General features: G+C 39.9%; 18 protein-coding genes. 7 read left to right on the forward strand and 11 right to left on the reverse strand.

Annotation, left to right across the window (positions count from 1 at the left end):
- Positions 1-37: 37 nt before the first annotated feature.
- Positions 38-619, reverse strand: a complete 582-nt coding sequence (locus HHO47_RS05270; RefSeq protein WP_169019336.1) for a TetR/AcrR family transcriptional regulator — start codon at positions 617-619, stop codon at positions 38-40.
- A gap of 92 nt (positions 620-711) precedes the next feature.
- On the opposite strand from HHO47_RS05270, the gene HHO47_RS05275 reads away from it, so the two are divergent.
- Positions 712-1,188 (forward strand): HPP family protein, encoded by a 477-nt coding sequence (locus HHO47_RS05275; RefSeq protein WP_169019337.1) that lies wholly within the window; start codon positions 712-714, stop codon positions 1,186-1,188.
- A gap of 32 nt (positions 1,189-1,220) precedes the next feature.
- On the opposite strand, the gene HHO47_RS05280 is transcribed toward HHO47_RS05275, so the two are convergent.
- Complete coding sequence (locus HHO47_RS05280) at positions 1,221-1,592, reverse strand: hypothetical protein (protein ID WP_169019338.1); 372 nt, start codon at positions 1,590-1,592, stop codon at positions 1,221-1,223.
- Positions 1,593-1,742: 150 nt separating this feature from the next.
- Here HHO47_RS05280 and HHO47_RS05285 point away from each other — a divergent pair, with 150 nt between their 5' ends.
- The gene (locus HHO47_RS05285) at positions 1,743-2,495 is read left to right on the forward strand and encodes a Nif3-like dinuclear metal center hexameric protein (protein ID WP_169019339.1); all 753 of its coding nucleotides are present in this window, start codon (positions 1,743-1,745) and stop codon (positions 2,493-2,495) included.
- Positions 2,496-2,501: 6 nt separating this feature from the next.
- Here HHO47_RS05285 and HHO47_RS05290 read toward each other — a convergent pair whose 3' ends face one another.
- From HHO47_RS05290 to HHO47_RS05300, 3 genes are all read right to left on the reverse strand, one after another.
- A complete protein-coding gene (locus HHO47_RS05290) occupies positions 2,502-3,266 on the reverse strand; it encodes a YdcF family protein (RefSeq protein ID WP_169019340.1) in 765 nt (254 codons plus the stop codon).
- 52 nt (positions 3,267-3,318) lie between these two features.
- Positions 3,319-4,206: a LysR substrate-binding domain-containing protein gene (locus HHO47_RS05295; protein ID WP_169019341.1), complete on the reverse strand. Its 888-nt coding sequence runs from the start codon at positions 4,204-4,206 to the stop codon at positions 3,319-3,321.
- A gap of 328 nt (positions 4,207-4,534) precedes the next feature.
- Positions 4,535-4,681: a DUF2897 family protein gene (locus tag HHO47_RS05300; RefSeq protein ID WP_169019342.1), complete on the reverse strand. Its 147-nt coding sequence runs from the start codon at positions 4,679-4,681 to the stop codon at positions 4,535-4,537.
- Positions 4,682-5,359: 678 nt separating this feature from the next.
- On the opposite strand from HHO47_RS05300, the gene HHO47_RS05305 reads away from it, so the two are divergent.
- Positions 5,360-6,697 (forward strand): ankyrin repeat domain-containing protein, encoded by a 1,338-nt coding sequence (locus HHO47_RS05305; RefSeq protein ID WP_169019343.1) that lies wholly within the window; start codon positions 5,360-5,362, stop codon positions 6,695-6,697.
- Between the two features lie 62 nt (positions 6,698-6,759).
- Here the strand turns inward: HHO47_RS05305 and HHO47_RS05310 are convergent, their stop codons facing one another.
- From HHO47_RS05310 to HHO47_RS05330, 5 genes are read right to left on the reverse strand one after another with little or no spacing between them, the layout of a single operon-like run.
- Entirely contained in the window at positions 6,760-7,224 is a 465-nt protein-coding gene (locus HHO47_RS05310) for a DUF2069 domain-containing protein (RefSeq protein WP_169019344.1), read from the reverse strand.
- Positions 7,221-7,775 (reverse strand): NAD(P)H:quinone oxidoreductase, encoded by a 555-nt coding sequence (gene wrbA, locus HHO47_RS05315; RefSeq protein ID WP_169019345.1) that lies wholly within the window; start codon positions 7,773-7,775, stop codon positions 7,221-7,223. The genes HHO47_RS05310 and wrbA overlap by 4 nt, the downstream gene beginning before the upstream one ends.
- Entirely contained in the window at positions 7,775-8,122 is a 348-nt protein-coding gene (arsC, locus tag HHO47_RS05320; RefSeq protein WP_169019346.1) for an arsenate reductase (glutaredoxin), read from the reverse strand. The genes wrbA and arsC overlap by 1 nt, the downstream gene beginning before the upstream one ends.
- A gap of 54 nt (positions 8,123-8,176) precedes the next feature.
- Positions 8,177-9,637 (reverse strand): beta-barrel assembly-enhancing protease, encoded by a 1,461-nt coding sequence (locus HHO47_RS05325; protein WP_169019347.1) that lies wholly within the window; start codon positions 9,635-9,637, stop codon positions 8,177-8,179.
- Between the two features lies 1 nt (position 9,638).
- Positions 9,639-10,304 carry a hypothetical protein gene (locus tag HHO47_RS05330; RefSeq protein ID WP_169019348.1) on the reverse strand — a complete coding sequence of 222 codons (666 nt, stop codon included), beginning with the start codon at positions 10,302-10,304 and terminating at the stop codon, positions 9,639-9,641.
- A gap of 135 nt (positions 10,305-10,439) precedes the next feature.
- Between HHO47_RS05330 and HHO47_RS05335 the strand changes: the two genes are divergently transcribed.
- The 3 genes from HHO47_RS05335 to HHO47_RS05345 all read left to right on the forward strand — a co-directional run bounded on the left by HHO47_RS05335 (position 10,440) and on the right by HHO47_RS05345 (position 14,152).
- Positions 10,440-10,658: a sulfurtransferase TusA family protein gene (locus HHO47_RS05335; RefSeq protein ID WP_169019349.1), complete on the forward strand. Its 219-nt coding sequence runs from the start codon at positions 10,440-10,442 to the stop codon at positions 10,656-10,658.
- Positions 10,651-11,724: an AI-2E family transporter gene (locus HHO47_RS05340; RefSeq protein ID WP_169019350.1), complete on the forward strand. Its 1,074-nt coding sequence runs from the start codon at positions 10,651-10,653 to the stop codon at positions 11,722-11,724. The genes HHO47_RS05335 and HHO47_RS05340 overlap by 8 nt, the downstream gene beginning before the upstream one ends.
- A gap of 178 nt (positions 11,725-11,902) precedes the next feature.
- Positions 11,903-14,152, forward strand: coding sequence for an aminotransferase class V-fold PLP-dependent enzyme (locus tag HHO47_RS05345; RefSeq protein ID WP_169019351.1), 2,250 nt, complete (start codon positions 11,903-11,905; stop codon positions 14,150-14,152).
- A gap of 73 nt (positions 14,153-14,225) precedes the next feature.
- Here the strand turns inward: HHO47_RS05345 and HHO47_RS05350 are convergent, their stop codons facing one another.
- The gene (locus HHO47_RS05350; protein WP_169019352.1) at positions 14,226-15,254 is read right to left on the reverse strand and encodes a LacI family DNA-binding transcriptional regulator; all 1,029 of its coding nucleotides are present in this window, start codon (positions 15,252-15,254) and stop codon (positions 14,226-14,228) included.
- 348 nt (positions 15,255-15,602) lie between these two features.
- Between HHO47_RS05350 and pgi the strand changes: the two genes are divergently transcribed.
- The gene (gene pgi / locus HHO47_RS05355) at positions 15,603-17,249 is read left to right on the forward strand and encodes a glucose-6-phosphate isomerase (RefSeq protein ID WP_169019353.1); all 1,647 of its coding nucleotides are present in this window, start codon (positions 15,603-15,605) and stop codon (positions 17,247-17,249) included.
- Positions 17,250-17,325: the final 76 nt, after the last annotated feature.

Genomic DNA, 17,325 nt, shown 5'->3' on the forward strand with positions numbered 1-17,325 from the left:
AGGGTTATACCTTAAAGCGGCTAAATAGCCGCTTTTTTTATAGGCTACTTGCTATTAGTTGGCGTAATAATACTGGGTCTTGCAATAGTGTATTACTGGAGTGCGTCACTCTAGCCTGACAGATCATACCTTCTTTTAAGGTCATTAATAATTGTGCTAACTGTATGGTTTTTTCTAACTGACCTTTAAGTTGTTCTGTGTGTGAGAGTTTATCGAACAATAACTGTAAAACTGATTCTTTGTGTGCTTTGCAAAGCATCGCTATAGGGTGGTCGCTTTGTGGAAACTCCGCTGCGGTATTAATAAAAAAACAGCCATTAAAATCGCCAAGCTCAGGCGCTTTATTATCTATCCAACTTGCGATAGCGCTAAATAGTGCACTGGCAACTTGTTGCGGTGTTGTACAGTCTGCAATTTGGTTTCTTAGCCATTCATTAAAACGTTGATCTCTTAATTCCAGACAGGCGCAGACCAGCTCTTCTTTACTAACAAAATGGTTATAAAGGGTTTTTTTTGCCACATTCGCAAGTTTAAGTATTTCGTTAATACCAACACTGTGAATGCCTTTTTGATAGAAGGTATTCAGCGCCGTATTAATTATATGGGTGCGTTTATCCATGTTCACTCCTAAAAATATAAGCTTGACATAAGTAGACCGACTTGTCTACGCTGCACGGGTAGATAAGTCGGTCTACTTGTTTGGAGGTGATTATGAATTATTCGTTGTATAAAGCACTCAATGCGGGTGTATTTTCTGCAATGACATTATTGGTATTGGCGTATTTAGAAAGTGTAGGGAATTATGGAATGTGGTTAATGGCCCCGTTTGGTGCAACAGCCGTGTTAGTATTTGGTGTACCACAGAGCCCGCTAGCTAAAGCAAAAAACGTGATAGTAGGGCATTTTTTGACTGCGCTTATAGGTGTGACTTTTGTGAGTTTTTTGGGGAGTGATCCAATCAGTATTGCCCTCGCCACAGGTTTTGCGATAACAGCAATGATGCTTACAGATACAATCCATCCAGCGGCGGGAGCGAACCCTATTTTGATCATAGTAACTGGGCAAAGTTGGGATTTCTTGTTGATGCCAGTGTTGCTAGGAACTGTATTTATTGTGCTCTGCGGTACATTAGCTAATGGCGCAAATAAAAAAGTGGGGCAGTACGTAGCGTATAAAAAAACCGCTTAAAAGCGGTTTTTTTTGCTACGAGTCTAAAGTTATTACACAACCCCGCGCGGTAAGCGGCAATCGTGATCTTTTTTAGCTAGGTACACAATCCAAAACTCTTCGGCAGTGTAACCTTCTTCATTAGTTGTTGTTATAGTAAATGGTGCTTTTTTAACCGCTGCTTTAGCTGGCACTGCTGATTTAGTTTTAGTTTTCTTAGCTGGCGCTGTTGCAGCAGGTTGCTCAGCCGTTTTACCAGAAGTAAGCTGCTCTGTTAATTCAGCAACTTCTGCAAGGCGTAAGTTTTTGCCGCCGTCGATGCTGTACCAACCAGGTTTGGTGGTGATTTCAGGTTTCTTACCATTGGCTGCTTGGTATGCTGCTTCAAAGGCATTTAATACTTCTGTTTTGTCTAGTTTGCTCATCAGAGACCCTATACGTTGTAAACACAGATTGAGAATATTTATTTATACCTATTTTTGACCTACTTTTCAATTTTTTGCGATTTTCCTTCCATTTTAGCTCTATAAACGCCAAAATTTGCACAGAATTTAACGCTAATCTGGAATAACAAAATGCAGCGCAGAGAGTTTAATCAATTACTAAATACCATTTTAACACCTGATTCTATTCAAGACTTTTGTCCGAATGGGCTGCAAGTGGAAGGGCGTGAACAGATTAAAAAAATTGTGACAGGTGTCACTGCCAGTCAAGCATTAATTGATGCTGCAATTGCGCATAGCGCAGATACAATACTTGTTCATCATGGCTATTTTTGGAAAGGTGAAGCACAACCTATTACTGGTATGAAAAAACGTCGCATAGCTGCGTTACTTAATCACGATATCAATTTATTTGCCTATCATTTACCTCTTGATGTGCATCCAACAATAGGTAATAACGCGCAACTGGCACAATTACTTGATCTAGAAATGATGAGTGGTTTGGAGCCGAACACAAGGAGTGTGGCGGTAACAGGGCGGTTAAAAACCCCTATGAGTGGTAAACACTTCGCACAAAAAATAGCAACTGCATTGAATCGAGAGCCATTGGTTAGTTTAGTACGCGATGAGCCAATAGAAACAATTGCGTGGTGCACAGGCGGCGGGCAAGGGTATATTGATTTAGCGGCAAGTCAGGGTATCGATGCTTACCTAACAGGGGAGGCTTCAGAGCAAACAATTCACAGTTCGCGAGAGCAAAAAATAGATTTTTTTGCCGCAGGGCATCATGCAACCGAGCGCTATGGCATAAAAGCACTCGGAGAGTTGTTGGCAGAGCAACATGGCTTTGATGTAACATTTATTGATATAGATAACCCAGTGTAAATAATACTACAGCGCTTCTGGATCAACCCAGCGGCGCACTGTAATCCAGGCACTACCAACAACTTCATGCCAATAGCTTGTCACTGCTTTTAATGCTTCAATATTTGGAATGTATTGTTTGTGAGCAGGCCAAGCAGAAAAATCATAAAAGTCGGTAGCAGCGGGTATGACATCAACCCCTTGCGCATTGAATAAATCCTTCGCGCGGGTCATATGACTTGCTGAAGTGACCAGTGCAACTTTAAAATCAACAAGGGAGGGTGCTAAAAGGCGTGCTTCATCGGCGGTATCCATAGCCGCAGGGTTTTGTTTAATACGCTTAGCATCAATGCCTAAGCTAATGGCTGTTTGCTGCATTAAGCTACTGTTAGTGACATTGCCATAGCCACCACCAGAGACGATAAGTTGCGCATGAGGATATAGGTACGCCAATCGTATTCCTTCAACTAAGCGGCTTTTAGCACAATTACCAAGTTGACTATTAGCGTTGAGTTTTGGGTTAGGGTTTACGTCACAGCCAAGTACTACGATTTTATCAATCGTCAGCTGTTTTTCTGTGTTGAAGGTGTATTTTAATTGTGAATTAGAAGCAATTATTTTTTGACCGATAAAAGGGGTGCTGATCAGCAATAAGCAGCTTATGGAAATTAATCCAATTAATACACTACCTTTATTGGTTCGCAGCGCCATTAATAAGCACACAAAACACAGTAGTCCGGATAATGGCAGTGGCATCAGCATTGCGCCGATAATTTTTTTTAGTTCAAACATCGCAGTAGCATACATAAAATAGTTTTATATATGCTACTGGGTAAACACGATTTTATCGACCGTTATTTAACTTACAGGTGTTTAAAAAGTGGCGATACACTGGGTTATCTTTCATATTCTTTTTCATGGCTAAATACATAGGGCGGGTTAATCCTAGTGCGCCTAATGGAATCGACTTAATGAGCCCTTGGCTTTCATAGGGTGTTACTAACCAATCCGGTAATGCTGCAACCCCCATTCCGGCACTGACAAGCTGAAAAATCAGCAAGCCCTGATCTACGGTTTTCAAAGTGCCATCAAAACGTGCATTTTGAATAAAATGTTTGAAGATATCCTGACGCTCTCGTGGAATAGGGTACGAAATAATCGTCTCGTTTTTTAAATCAAGCGCTGTTACATACGCTTTTTTTGCTAGTTCATGATCTGGGGCAACAATTAATTTAAGTTTAAAATCAAATAAATATGCGTATTCAAGTTTATCTGGTTCACGAATGTCTGAAGTGAGTACTAAATCTAATTCATCACTGAGCAGATCAGGAATAGCGTCATAACTAAAGCCGCGCTCATAATCAACTTTGATATCAGGCCAAAAGTTATTGAATTCTTTAATTGTTGGTAATAACCAATGAAAACAAGCATGGCATTCAACACTAAGTCGCAATTGAGAAATAGGCTGGTTAAGACTTTCTTTTAAACGGCATTTGGTTGCTTCAACACGCGGGAGTACTTCGCTGGCAAGTTCAAGTAATAGCATACCTTGCGGGGTAAAGCGCACCGGTTGGGTTTTGCGTTCAAATAGTTGGCAATCAAGCTTGCTCTCTAAATCTTTGATTTGATGAGATAAAGCGGATTGAGTCAAAAACAGTTCGCGCGCAGTATTTACCAAAGAACCGGTTTCTTTCAAGGTTGCGATGGTCTTTAAGTGTTTTACATCAATCATCTTTAATAATTCTCATGGTAAAGGCGAGTTTAACTCAGATCACAGCCATAATACGCCTTGGATTAAGATGTTTCAACGTCTAGATGTCTATAGTGCTCATTTTTTTACGTGTAATTCACAAATCTACTATAGCACCATGTTTGACAGCGTTATCATTATATTTTTTGAGTTTGCAAAAAATATCTCCATGAATTTACCTCAAGTTGAAAGCCTTGGTTGGGAAGACGTGCGACAAACACTTGATAATATGGTTAAAGCAACCAAAGAGTTGCCTGAGGAGCTGCAATAAAGAACATCCCCTACGAGGTAAAGCCCTAATAAAACTTAGTTAGGGCTTTTTTTGTTGATCTGATTTGAGTTCATCTTCATCAATTGGTTTTTTAAAATCCATTTTTGCTGAGTGTTTGATCAGCAAAATATTACCGATAATGATTGCTAACACTAAGATGATAATGAGTATATGCCAAATTTGCATGGTGATCTCTAATGAGTCATTTATAAGTGCATAGTGTAGCAAAGATTTCTAGGGTTAAAAACGCACCGCAGCTTATATTTTTGCCGGCGAAGTGAGTGTTTTTAATTAATAATTGTAGAGCCGGAGCATGGCATTGGTATGCCAGTTTTAAACCTTGAACATCACCTTCCCCTTGAATGTAATCTATGGCATAACTATGAGGAGAAAGTGTGTAGGACGCGCCATAAGATAGTCTGCTGAACATGGAAATAGATAATAAAATCAACTAATGCCAAACAGGCACTAATAAGATGCTAGCTTGAGGCTTTTTAATCTCTTATGTACAGCGCTAGTTTTTAGTGCTTCTTTATTTGCGGGGAAACTCAGTAGTCACCTAAGCAGTTATTAACTCAGCTGTTTAGTGAAATTGGCAAAATAAACAGCCAAGGCACAGCGGGAAAAGCGCCATGTAATGTAACTGCATGGTGCTTTGTTATTTTCTTTTAAAATCTCCCCCTGTTTGGCTATAGCATGTGGTTTTGGGTATGCTAGAATAAGCGCTTACATTACTCACTGGTATTACTAATTTACTGGGGTACTTAAAATTATATTAAGCGCAGTGTCAGTTTGTAGTTGTTACACTCTTTTATTACTGACCTTTGTACTGAGCAAGATAGACACTGGAGTTGTGTTTTTTTAATGGAAAATGTACTTATTTGGCCTAGAGAATACCCGTTATTAGTCAAAGGACTTATTGAGCAAAACGGTGCATTTATTTTAGACGCTTTAGAAGCATGGCCGGCTTGCCGCTCGACTGAGGAAGACGATGGCGTGTGTACCACTGTGCTACCGCCTATCTATTATTTAACCTGGTTAACCCCCCTTGAACCATTTGAGGAATGTTTTTTTCAACATATTTGCGAATATGATGAAGCCGCTCAACAGTATATTTCGGCAGCCAAAGATTACTACTTTGATAACGAGTATAGCCCAGAGAGTTTGGTGTTATTACTTTGTCAGCGCCTCGAAAAATATGCAGCTGTTGCATCACAAACGACGATACAAACACCCGTCACGTTATTATCTCAGTTATTCTCAAAACGCTATTTTACAATCATCGAGTTTGCGCTCAATGCGGGCAGTAAAATGAGTGCTGATGATGCTTTGGCGCTGTGGAAGGAAGTTGATTTTCGTGAACGTTTTAGCACCTTTATACCTGACTCAATCGATGACGTTAATGCGCTAAGTGAATTAGCGGCGAAAAAAGTTGCTGGCGGAAAGGATTATTTCACCTTATTGACCCAAGTATCACCTGATGTTGACTCAGTGGTGCTATTAGAACAAGCACTGTTGGCGCATTTGCGTTTTGATACAGCTAAACAAACGATGGCGATGCGTTTTATAGAGCAAGGTGCAACGGGCACCTTGACGGATGAAAATGGTAAAACAGCCTTTATGTGGGCCGTTGAAAAAGGGTTTGTTAATTTAGTACAAACCTTATTAGATAAACAAGATAAAAAACAACGTGATGCTCTTGGTAACAGTGCTTTACATTATGCAGTGCTGGCAAAAAATGAGCCTTTGATGGTGCTATTATTGAAGTCTGGCTATGATTTTCGTGCCCGTAACTGTGATGGTTTAAGTTGTTATCGTTTAGCGGTGAGTGTTAAAGCCAGTCAGTTAGTTAAATGCTTAGAGCGTGATTTTGGTATTAAAGAGTTATCACCTGATGGACAATTCTCGCGGATCAAAAAAGTCCATGGCCTCCATGCGATAGTGACTGTGTTACTGCCGCTACAGTTGTTTTTCTTTTTTGACGATACACTTGTGATTAAAAGCGAGTTGACGCTTTGCTTTACTATATTAGCTATAGTGTGTTTCTTTTTTGCAATGAGTTTAAAGCGCTGCGCTTTATATCCACATATTAAACACCCATGGGGGTTATTTGTACTGCGTTGCTGCTCACTGATCAGTTTAGTCGGGCAGCTTGGCTTAGCAAGTATTGTGGCATTGGCGACATTAAGTGAAGTTGTTTAAGCTTCTTTTATGTACCGTAAAGAAAAAACGCGCTAACTAAGCGCGTTTTTTAGTTGTTAACTTTAGTCTTTGTTATCAAATTCATGAGCCGCTTTTTCTGTTGCTAACTCATCTTTTAGTTTTTGAATTTTTAGCCCCAATTCTTGACCGCGGTGGCGTGCATAATAAGTACAGCCAATAAACATCATACTGGCGAACAGCAGCTCTAAAACAACCCATGTTAGTTGTTCTTGTGCAACCCACAGCAGGGTAAAACCGTGGATAAAATAGAACATAACGATAAAGTTTGCCCAGGCATACGTATAAGGTTTATCTTGAATGATACCTTTTAGCGGCAGTAAAAGCGGCAAAATATATACAACAAAAATAAATCCATTGCTATGACCTTCTCTGGGCTCTAATAAAAACAACCAAAGTGGCATCAGCAGTAACAAGCCAACATAGCCGATTATTGCAATACGTTGAAAACGGATAGTGATAGCCTTTTTCGGCGTGAGTTGTGGGTTTAACTCGTTGTGCGATGTCATTGTAATTTTCTCGTGATTTTAACTAAGCGTTGGCCGACGCTTTGGCAAATTTTAATTTCGTCTTTACTTAATCGCGCGCTATTTTGTGCACCAGCAACATGGCTTGCACCATAAGGAGTGCCGCCTGTTTGCGTTGCAAGTAATTCAGGTACTTCATAAGGTACACCCATTAGCATCATCCCGTGGTGTAACAATGGCAAAGATAAGTTTAATAAAGTCGCTTCGTTGCCACCATGCATACTACTGGATGAAGAAAATACGCAGGCTGGTTTATCAATTAATTGCCCTTTTAACCATAGGTCGCTGGTGGTTTCCCAAAAAGCTTTGGCTTGTGAGGCCATCATACCAAAGCGAGTTGGAGTGCCAAATGCTAACCCATCACACTGAATTAAGTCATCTTTGCTGATCACAATATCGTGAGGTTCTCTAGCTACAAAGGTTCTTAGCAGTGCATTACCGCCTTGGCATTCAATCGACTCTGCAATTTCATGAGCCATGGCTGCAACAGAGCCATGGCTTGAATGATACAACACCACAATAGTAACACTCATTAAAGTACGCTTAGTACGTTTTCTGGCGGGCGACCCAGCGCAGCTTTATTGTCATTTACAACAATAGGGCGTTCAATCAGTTTCGGGTTAGCAACCATAGCGGCAATGAGTGCATTTTCATCATGCTCATTTTTAAGGTCTAGGTCTTTGTAAATATCTTCTTTAGTGCGCATTAGTTCACGAACTGAAGAAAACCCTAACTGTTTAACTAAAATGCTGATTTGCTCATGATTCAGTGGAGTTTTTAAGTATTCGATTATCTCTGGCTGAATCGATTTTTGTTCAAGTAGAGCTAATGTTTCACGTGATTTTGAACAACGTGGATTATGAAAAATAGTAACAGACATAGTAACAATCCAATTAGATAAAGTAAGGCTATTTTAGGCCAAGCGACACCAGACTTAAAGCCTGGCGAGCTCTTTTTGCATTTGTCGGTATTGCGTTAGCAATGCTTTGAGACGTTGTTGTTTAATTAGCTCTTGCGGCTCTACAAAGTTGAGTGCTTTTTGTACCTCGTCAGCGGCTTTTAAGTAGGCACCGTATTGTGCGAGCACATCGGCATTCGCTTCATGATAAGCGGCTAAGTTATCTTGTTTTTTATAGGCATCTGCAAGGAGTTGCATGCCTAAATTATGTTCAGGTTTTTCTAGTAAAAATGATTTTAATATTTGCACTGCAACATTGTATTGCTCAGCCTCAAGTGCTGCATTGGCATAGTTTAAGGTAATAACTTGATTATTTGGACGATTCTCATGCAACGTGGCTAAAAACGTGACTGCTTCAGCGGCTTTTTCCTGAGCTATCAATAGATCAGTATGTGTATCAATATAAAATAAATTTTTAGGATCAGACTTTAAAAGTTCGTCTAAAATTGGCGCCGCCTCATCGAACTTTTTTTGATCCAATAAACTAATACCCAAACCATAATTAAGTGCTGTTTTATTATAAAAGCTGTTTTCACGTATCAGCTTTCGAAAGAAATTTTCAGCCGCTTCAGGTGTTTGGTGATAGCGAGCAATTACGCGACTTTTGGCAAGGTTAAATTCTAAGCTACCCGGAAGCTGACGCTTTTCAAATTGCTGGGCACGTAAACGCACATCAGAGACGCGGCTTTCAGGTAATGGGTGAGTTAGTAAAAAAGCCGGGGGCTTGTATTTATAACGAATTTGCGCAGCAAGTTTGGTTAAAAACTCACTGGATGCGTAAGGGTCAAAACCTGCATTATTGAGTGTTTGCATACCAATTCGGTCGGCTTCTTGCTCAGCAGAACGGCTATGAGTGAGTTGACTAAATGCGCTTTGTGTTTGACTGGCTGAAATTATCGCGATACCAGCATCAGGAGATACCACGGTTGCTAAAATACCGGCAATCATACCAGCAATGGTCAGTGCGCTATTATCTTGCTGTTGTTGCATGCGACGTGCAAGGTGGCGCTGGGTAACGTGAGCAATTTCGTGACCAAGTACAGAGGCAAACTGACTTTCGTTATCGGACTGCGCAATTAAACCGGTGTGCACCCCAACATGGCCACCATAAAAAGCAAATGCGTTGATTTCCGGATTATTGATCCAAAAAAATGAAAACGGAAAGCGTACATCATTGGCATTGGCAACCAGTTTGTGGCCAATTGTCGTTAAATATTCATCAAGTACGGGATCATTAACAACCGGTGATGAGCCACGAATTTGCATCATCATTACCTTTCCGATAGCTTGTTCTTTTTCAAGCGGCAATGCTTGCAATGCTGAAGTACCAAGATCGGGCAATGTAAAATTGGTTTGTGCCTTTAATGGCTCACTTACCAGCACACTAAACGTTAAAAGTGTACTGAATAATGTAATAAAGGCTGATTTAAGCTGCATTTTATTCCTTGTTATGGTTTTCACCTAGCATGAGTTTAGCAATGTCCACTTCGTCACTGCATGCTCTGCTATCTCGTTCGCAAAGTTGATATAATTCTTTGATTGTGACCCCATCTAGCTTTACAACGTTCAATTCGCGCTGTAAAAAACTAATGATTTTATGTACTACCTTGTGTGCATGGAGAATAAGCGCCTTATCTGCTTTGTCACCACGTTCAAAGTAAAAACCAATAAACTTATGTAATTGGTTAATCCGAATCAAGCTTTTCATTGAAACAGGATCCCATTCGTTAAACTCCATAAAGCGGTTATCTTTAACGTATTTATCTATTGTAACGTCTTTTGCGTAGGGTTGTGCCCATAATTCAAAACCTCGCTCGGTGAACACTTGATGCAACGCAATTCTTGGCTTATTTTCACAGTGGATCTCCCCAAGAGTGTCTTCATGACCTCCTAGTAAATCGAGATTCCAATTACGCCTATCAATTATTTTTTTCACGGCATTATCAAAACCGTGTTCTAATATCCCCTCTGACTCGCTCACTGAAGAGGCGACAAGATGATAGAAGGGCGGGAGTTCTCCCCAATTTATTTGTTTTTTATACCAGTTAATTTCTTTAAGAGTTGGATTACTGGGTAGTTGCGCTTTATTATGCGTGCCAGACATTAACTTATCCTTACTACGAACTATGCTATAAGGATAAACTATTGCGATGTGTGTTTTAAGAAAAAGTTACATTTGTTATTAATAGTACTGATAAAGACCGTATATTATTCATTTTTATAGAGTAGATAATTGGTTATGCTAGAGCAAGACTTGCGTGGTTTTAAGTGCCCGCAGCAATTTATCCAGTTTAAGTTGGCTTTGCGCCAAGCTTTAGCAGCGGCGCAATCGATAAAATTTATACTTTTAGCTGAGCAATCTACTCAAGATATGGAGCTCTTTTTGCAAAAAAATCATTATCAGTACAAATTAGAACAACAACGTGGATTGTTAATCGTGGAGCTAAATCGTGTTTGAATATGTGAAAATGTGGTACGAAAGGAAGTTTTCAGATCCACATTCAGTGACTTTATTGTTTTTATTACTCGCTTTAATGGCGATGTTTTATTTCTTTGGTGCACTTATTGTACCTGTATTGATTGCATTAGTGATTGCTTATCTGCTTGACTGGCCAGTTGCGCATTTAGAGCGTTTTGGCTTACACCGCTTTACTGCCACTATTATTGTGATGTTGATTTTTTCAGGGGTGATGCTGACCTTAGTGATCGGCATGGGCCCAATACTGTGGCAGCAAGCTAGTAATTTAGTGCAAGAAAGCCCGCACATGATAGAGCAGGGAAAATCTTTTTTACTGCACTTGCCTGAGCAATACCCCAGCTTGATTAATGCAGAGCAAGTACAATCAGTAGTCAGCAGCGTTGAAGCTAAAGCAATTGAGTTTGGTCAAGTCTTATTGTCGGTCTCGTTGACATCATTAAAAGATGTGGTGGCGTGGTTGATCTATCTTATATTAGTACCATTACTGGTGTTCTTTATGCTCAAAGATAAGCTTGAGTTGATCAGCAGCGCAGAAAAGCTTGTTCCGAAGCAAAGACGCTTAATTTTGCAGGTGTGGCACGAAATGAATCAACAAATCATGAATTATATTCGTGGTAAAGTGTTTGAAATTTTGATCGTAGGCTTAGTATCGTTTATCGCTTTTACTATTTTTGACTTACGTTATGCTGCGCTATTGGGCGTATTAGTGGGGTTATCAGTATTGATCCCTTTTGTGGGCGCGGCACTTGTTACCATACCGGTTGCGGCCGTGGCATTATTTCAATTTGGTTTAGAAACTCAGTTTTGGACCATACTGATCATCTACGGCATTATTCAAGCATTAGATGGTAATGTACTCGTGCCGTTACTATTTTCTGAAGCGGTTGATTTGAACCCGGTATTTATTATTGTTGCGGTACTGTTTTTTGGTGGTTTGTGGGGGTTTTGGGGAGTGTTTTTTGCAATTCCATTGGCATCCTTAGTTAAAGCATTACTTAATGCATGGTCAACGAAACAAGAAGAACAACTGATTGAGCATAGCTAACTCGAACTGTGGTTAATTAGTTTTATACCCAAACCACCTCAAGGTTGAGGTGGTTTGGGTATAGTATCAAATGGTATAGGAAATGCCCTTGAGAGACTAATTGATTCTTACGCGACTCATTAATTTTATGTAGAATGGGTTATAAGATATATCTTTTAGTAATATGGTGCGTTTTTTAATGTCTGATTTAATATTACCTACTGACTCATCGTCACAAATTTACCTTGATGCGAACGCAACAACACCGGTGCTACCGTGCATTGCAGAGGTTGTCTCGCATACGATGCAAATCTGCTTTGGTAACCCTTCTTCTTCACACATCACTGGTATTCAAGCTAAACACTTATTAGAGCAAACGCGTCAAAAGGCCCGTGATGTGATAGGTGCACAGCACGGGGATATTTTATTCACTTCTGGGGCGACCGAAGGAATTCAAACCGCAGTAGTGTCTACGCTCATAGCAGCTAAAGAGCATACTAACCCAAACCCAGTATTACTGTATGGCGCGACGGAACATAAAGCAGTACCTAATACATTAATACATTGGAATGCTGTATTGGGTATAAACGCAACCGTGCTTGCGATCCCGGTATCGAGTGATGGTCTTTTAGATTTAGAGTTTATTGCTCAACACGCTGGCAATGCATTGATGATTTGTACCATGGCGGTTAACAATGAAACAGGTGTTTATCAAGATCTAACTGCAATCGAGAATGTTATTCGTAGCCACAATACAAAAGTGGCTTGGATGGTTGATTGCGTTCAGGCGTTAGGTAAAACTGCACTAGCGTTAAGTGATACTACTATCGACTACGCACCGTTTTCGGGCCATAAGTTGTATGCGCCAAAAGGGATCGGTGTGTTGTATATTCGTCAAGGCAGTGCTTATACGCCTTTTATTGCTGGTGGTGGTCAAGAAAGTGGCATGCGATCCGGTACTGAAAACTTGCCCGGTATTGCAGGTCTTAACAAGCTATTTTGTTTATTGCTTGATAAAACAAACGATACGTTTAAATCAATCGATGTGTTAAACAGCTACCGTGAACAATTACATCAGGCTTTAGTGGATACCTTTGGTAACATCACCTTTAATCATACTTTTGCATTGTCAGTACCAACAACGTTAAACTTTGCTGTTGATGAACTCAGTAGTAAAGAAGTGATGGATTTGTTCGATGCGGCAGGCATTCGTATCAGTGGTGGCTCGGCTTGTAGCTCGGGCGCAAATCGTAGTTTTGTGTTAGATGCGATGGGCGTGAGTGATTGGCGTAGTGAAAATGCAATTCGTTTATCATTTGGACCGGCGACAACTCAAGCTGAAATAACCACTGCTTGTACGCGTATTCGTGCACTGAAACCAATACTACAAGCTAATTGTTTGGTGGTTTCAGATTCGTCATCACCTCAGCAAGAAGCGTGTGCATTAGGGTTAACACAATTTAGACATCAAGGAGCTTGCTGCTGGTTGTATGTAAGTCAAGATAAACAAGCGGTGATCATTGACCCAATTGTTGAGCTAATTCCGCGGCTTGAAAAAATAGTACACACACAAAATTTAACTGTAGCAGCCATTTTAGACACGCATGCCCATCAAGAACGATGTTGTGCGACTACATTATTGGCACAAGCCTTAAAATTCAGTTTGCACGACGAGCATGAACTAGGTTGGCCAGTGCAGCAAACGACCATTACATTACCTGAATGTACCATTGAGCGCTTAGCAACACCCGGGCATAGCGAAGACAGTGTTAGTTACTTATTGCGATGTAACAGCTCTCAACAAGTGCTTTTTTGTTTTTGCGGTGATTTGCTGCTGCCAGCAGGGCTTGGTAATACTGCAATTGAGGGTGGGGATGCGTTAGCTATGGCACACTCATTGCGTCAACTATCAACATACATAGCTGAGTCAACAGTTATTTGTTCTGGTCATGATTACCAGCAATGTTTTGCTATTAATTGGCTAGTTCAACAACAGCAAACGCCGTTATTGCAAGCGTTATTGAACAATGAATTAAGTGATACTGAATTTGCTAATAACAAACAGCACAGCGATGAGGACAATTTATTTAAATTTGCAACTTTGTGTGGTTATGCTAACAGTTTACAATACAGTGCGGCTTATGAGCTAAACGCCATGCAAGCAAAAGATATGTTAACTGCAAGTGATGTTTATTTAATTGATACCCGTGAACCCTATGAGCATGGGGCAAACAATATTTCTCAGTTATTTGCAGTCAGCCCTGCAAGAGTAATGAATATTCCGCTAAGTAGAATGGCAAATGCGTTAGTGGACAGGCAATTGAGTCCACAGGGTAAATATATTTTACTTTGTCGCAGCGGTAATCGTTCAAAACAAGCGGCAACTAACTTATCTCAACTTGGCTTTACTGACGTGTATAATCTCAGTGGTGGAATGGCATTGTTATAAAAGTATGGCAAAGGTAAGATTAAATAAACAAGGCGCTAAAAAGCGCCTGGTTTATTGTGAATGGGTATAAAACTTACTGTTTTGGACCAGAACTTTCACGGATCACAATTGATGGTGTAAATGATGTGATGATGTCTTTATCTTGATTACGAGCACCACGAGTTTTGGTAAATAATAACCGTGCTGCATGTTGAGAAATAACATCGTTTGCTTGATGGGCGGTAGTTAACTTTGGCCATGTCTGACGGGAGAAAGGAGAGTCCTCAAAGCCAGTAATAGATAACTGTTCAGGAATGGCAATCCCCATTAAACGTGACGCAAATAGCGCTCCTGCGGCCATTTCATCGTTGCCACCTAATATAGCGGTAATAGCCAAAGTGTTATTATCAGCTAACAAATTTTTTGCACCTTCAACACCCGACTCAAACGAATATTTACCATCGTAAATAAAGCGTTTATCAAATTCTTTATGGTGATCTGCCAGCGCTGCTTTATAACCTTCAAGACGCTCAGACGTCGATTTATGTTCTTTATCACCACAGATAAAGCCAATATTTTCATGGCCATGAGTTAAAAGATGAGTGGTGATCTCATACGCGGCTTTATAATCGTTAACATAAATACAGCTACCTTGATCATCATCTGATGGTCGCCCAGCTAACACCCTAACGTAATGAATATTTAGCTCATCGAGTAAATTGGTGATGCTACTTTGCTCTGATAATGGTGGCGTAAGAACAAGTCCGGCTAGACGGGAACGCTTTATCATAGTGATCAAGTCTGCTTCCATGTTTGGATCAGTGTAACTGCATGGATGGATCACCAATTCATAACCTTCGTCTTTACAGCGAGAAAGTACCCCATTTTGCATATCAATCACATAATATGCATTAGGGTTGTCATAAACTAAACCTACCGTAAATGATGATGTGCCAGCGAGGTTTCGTGCTGCAAGATTTGGCTGATAGTTCAGCTCTTTTACAGCATTCATGACTGTATCGTAAGTTTTTTTACGCACAGATGGTTCTTTATTTATCACCCGAGAAACTGTTTTCATTGAAACTCCCGCGAGTCTCGCTACATCATTTATAGTTACTTTCATAGAGCTACTTTTAGGTTATTGTTTTAGTGTCGCTTTGTTCTTTTAATGAATATGCATGGATAGACTTAGCAAAGTACTATTCACTAATTCTTCATCAAGACCAGTTAGTGTATCTAATGTTCGGTAAAATTAGCAGTAAAATAATTGAGATAAATTTTATGATACCGGTGTCAAATGAGTGAAAGTACGTTATTATCTCGACTGTAAAATATAAAAGTAGCTTATTGACAGCGTTGTCATTCTAACTTATCGTTAACTTTATTTATAAGTTAATACGCTACCAGATCACTTTATTAGTATAAAGATAGTTGTAAATCAATTTGTTGCAAGTTTAAGGGGATGTTTAAAATGAGTTGTCGGTCACAGTTAGCTAGTTGGCAAGCATTACAAGTAAGTGCAAATAAGATGAAAAAAGTTCATCTTAAAGATTTATTTGCCAATGACAGCACGCGATTCGAGCAATTTTCGACTCAGATCCCAGGTGTTTTATTTGATTATTCAAAACAATTGATTGATAACAGTGTGATCTCACAGTTGATATCTTTAGCACAAGAGTGCGATATCGTCACTTGGCGTGACAAAATGTTCAGTGGTGAAAAAATCAATATCACTGAAGATAGGGCTGTTCTTCATACTGCGCTTCGTAATCGCTGTGACTCAGCACTGATTGTTGACGGTGATAATATAAGTTCGGTAGTTAACGCTGAATTACAAAAAATTAAATTGTTTGTAGATAAAGTTCGTAGCGGGCAATGGTTAGGTTATACCGGGAAAACAGTTAAAAATGTTGTCAGTATTGGTGTAGGTGGGTCTAACTTAGGCCCACAAATGGCAACGGAAGCACTGAAAAGCTATGCGGATAACACATTAAAAGTGCATTACGTGTCAAATGTTGATGGTGTACAAATAGCGTCAGTATTAAAAGATCTTGACCCTGAAACCACCTTGTTTGTGATTTCATCAAAAACCTTTACCACATCAGAAACCATGACTAATGCTAAAACTGCTGTTGACTGGTTTTTAGAGTCAGCCAATGACAAGCAAGCCATTGCTAAACATTTTGTAGCCGTGAGCACTAATTTAGAAAAAACGGCAGCGCTTGGTATTGCTGATGAAAATGTATTCACAATGTGGGATTGGGTGGGCGGTCGCTTTTCATTATGGAGTGCGATAGGCTTACCAATTGCACTATATTTAGGCTTTGATGCATTTGAAGCGATTCTAGAGGGCGCTTTTGAAGTTGATGAACACTTTAAAACTGCTGCATTTGAAGAAAACGTTCCACTATTAATGGCATTATTAAGTGTTTGGAATACCAGCTTTTTGGGTTTTGATTCTCAGGCTATTCTACCTTATGACCAAGCACTACATATGTTGCCAGCTTATTTACAGCAAGGTGAAATGGAAAGTAACGGTAAACATGTAAACTTTGCTGGCGAAACCGTGCCATATACGACCGTGCCAATTATCTGGGGTATGACCGGTATTAATGGTCAACATGCTTTTTATCAGTGTTTACATCAAGGCAATGTTGTTGTTCCTGCTGATTTTATTGCATCTGTTACACCTCAAGTGAATGTTGGCGAGCATCACGATATTTTACTATCGAACTTCTTTGCACAAACAGAAGCAATGATGATGGGGGTTGATGCTGATCAGGTACGCGCTGATTTAACGGCTAAAGGTAAATCTGAAGCAGAGATCAGCGAATTGTTAAACCATAAAATTCATCAGGGTAATCGTCCAACTACATCAATGCTGTTAGATACAGTTGATGCAAAAACAGTGGGGCGCTTAATTGCTTTGTATGAACATAAAATTTTCTGCCAGGGCATCATCCTAGAGATCTGTTCATTTGATCAATGGGGCGTTGAACTTGGTAAAGGTCTGGCTTCTAAAATTGAAGCTGAACTATTGGATGACAATGTAAATCATCCACATGATAGTTCGACTAATGGTTTAATGGCTTACTATAAACAACGTCGAGTACAGTAAAAAATTCACGTAGTACATTAGTTGTGCTACGTAACCAAATACCTTTGAACGGGTAGCGCTGGAGTTCTTAGGGCCT

It is taken from the genome of Pseudoalteromonas arctica, from assembly GCF_012927645.1.
Taxonomy (GTDB): domain Bacteria; phylum Pseudomonadota; class Gammaproteobacteria; order Enterobacterales; family Alteromonadaceae; genus Pseudoalteromonas; species Pseudoalteromonas arctica_A.

Coding starts and splice junctions, on each gene's coding strand:
- HHO47_RS05270 (WP_169019336.1), bottom strand. CDS start 619: ATGGATAAACGCACCCATATAATTAATACGGCGCTGAATACCTTCTAT.
- HHO47_RS05275 (WP_169019337.1), top strand. CDS start 712: ATGAATTATTCGTTGTATAAAGCACTCAATGCGGGTGTATTTTCTGCA.
- HHO47_RS05280 (WP_169019338.1), bottom strand. CDS start 1,592: ATGAGCAAACTAGACAAAACAGAAGTATTAAATGCCTTTGAAGCAGCA.
- HHO47_RS05285 (WP_169019339.1), top strand. CDS start 1,743: ATGCAGCGCAGAGAGTTTAATCAATTACTAAATACCATTTTAACACCT.
- HHO47_RS05290 (WP_169019340.1), bottom strand. CDS start 3,266: ATGTTTGAACTAAAAAAAATTATCGGCGCAATGCTGATGCCACTGCCA.
- HHO47_RS05295 (WP_169019341.1), bottom strand. CDS start 4,206: ATGATTGATGTAAAACACTTAAAGACCATCGCAACCTTGAAAGAAACC.
- HHO47_RS05300 (WP_169019342.1), bottom strand. CDS start 4,681: ATGCAAATTTGGCATATACTCATTATCATCTTAGTGTTAGCAATCATT.
- HHO47_RS05305 (WP_169019343.1), top strand. CDS start 5,360: ATGGAAAATGTACTTATTTGGCCTAGAGAATACCCGTTATTAGTCAAA.
- HHO47_RS05310 (WP_169019344.1), bottom strand. CDS start 7,224: ATGACATCGCACAACGAGTTAAACCCACAACTCACGCCGAAAAAGGCT.
- wrbA (WP_169019345.1), bottom strand. CDS start 7,775: ATGAGTGTTACTATTGTGGTGTTGTATCATTCAAGCCATGGCTCTGTT.
- arsC (WP_169019346.1), bottom strand. CDS start 8,122: ATGTCTGTTACTATTTTTCATAATCCACGTTGTTCAAAATCACGTGAA.
- HHO47_RS05325 (WP_169019347.1), bottom strand. CDS start 9,637: ATGCAGCTTAAATCAGCCTTTATTACATTATTCAGTACACTTTTAACG.
- HHO47_RS05330 (WP_169019348.1), bottom strand. CDS start 10,304: ATGTCTGGCACGCATAATAAAGCGCAACTACCCAGTAATCCAACTCTT.
- HHO47_RS05335 (WP_169019349.1), top strand. CDS start 10,440: ATGCTAGAGCAAGACTTGCGTGGTTTTAAGTGCCCGCAGCAATTTATC.
- HHO47_RS05345 (WP_169019351.1), top strand. CDS start 11,903: ATGTCTGATTTAATATTACCTACTGACTCATCGTCACAAATTTACCTT.
- HHO47_RS05350 (WP_169019352.1), bottom strand. CDS start 15,254: ATGAAAGTAACTATAAATGATGTAGCGAGACTCGCGGGAGTTTCAATG.
- pgi (WP_169019353.1), top strand. CDS start 15,603: ATGAGTTGTCGGTCACAGTTAGCTAGTTGGCAAGCATTACAAGTAAGT.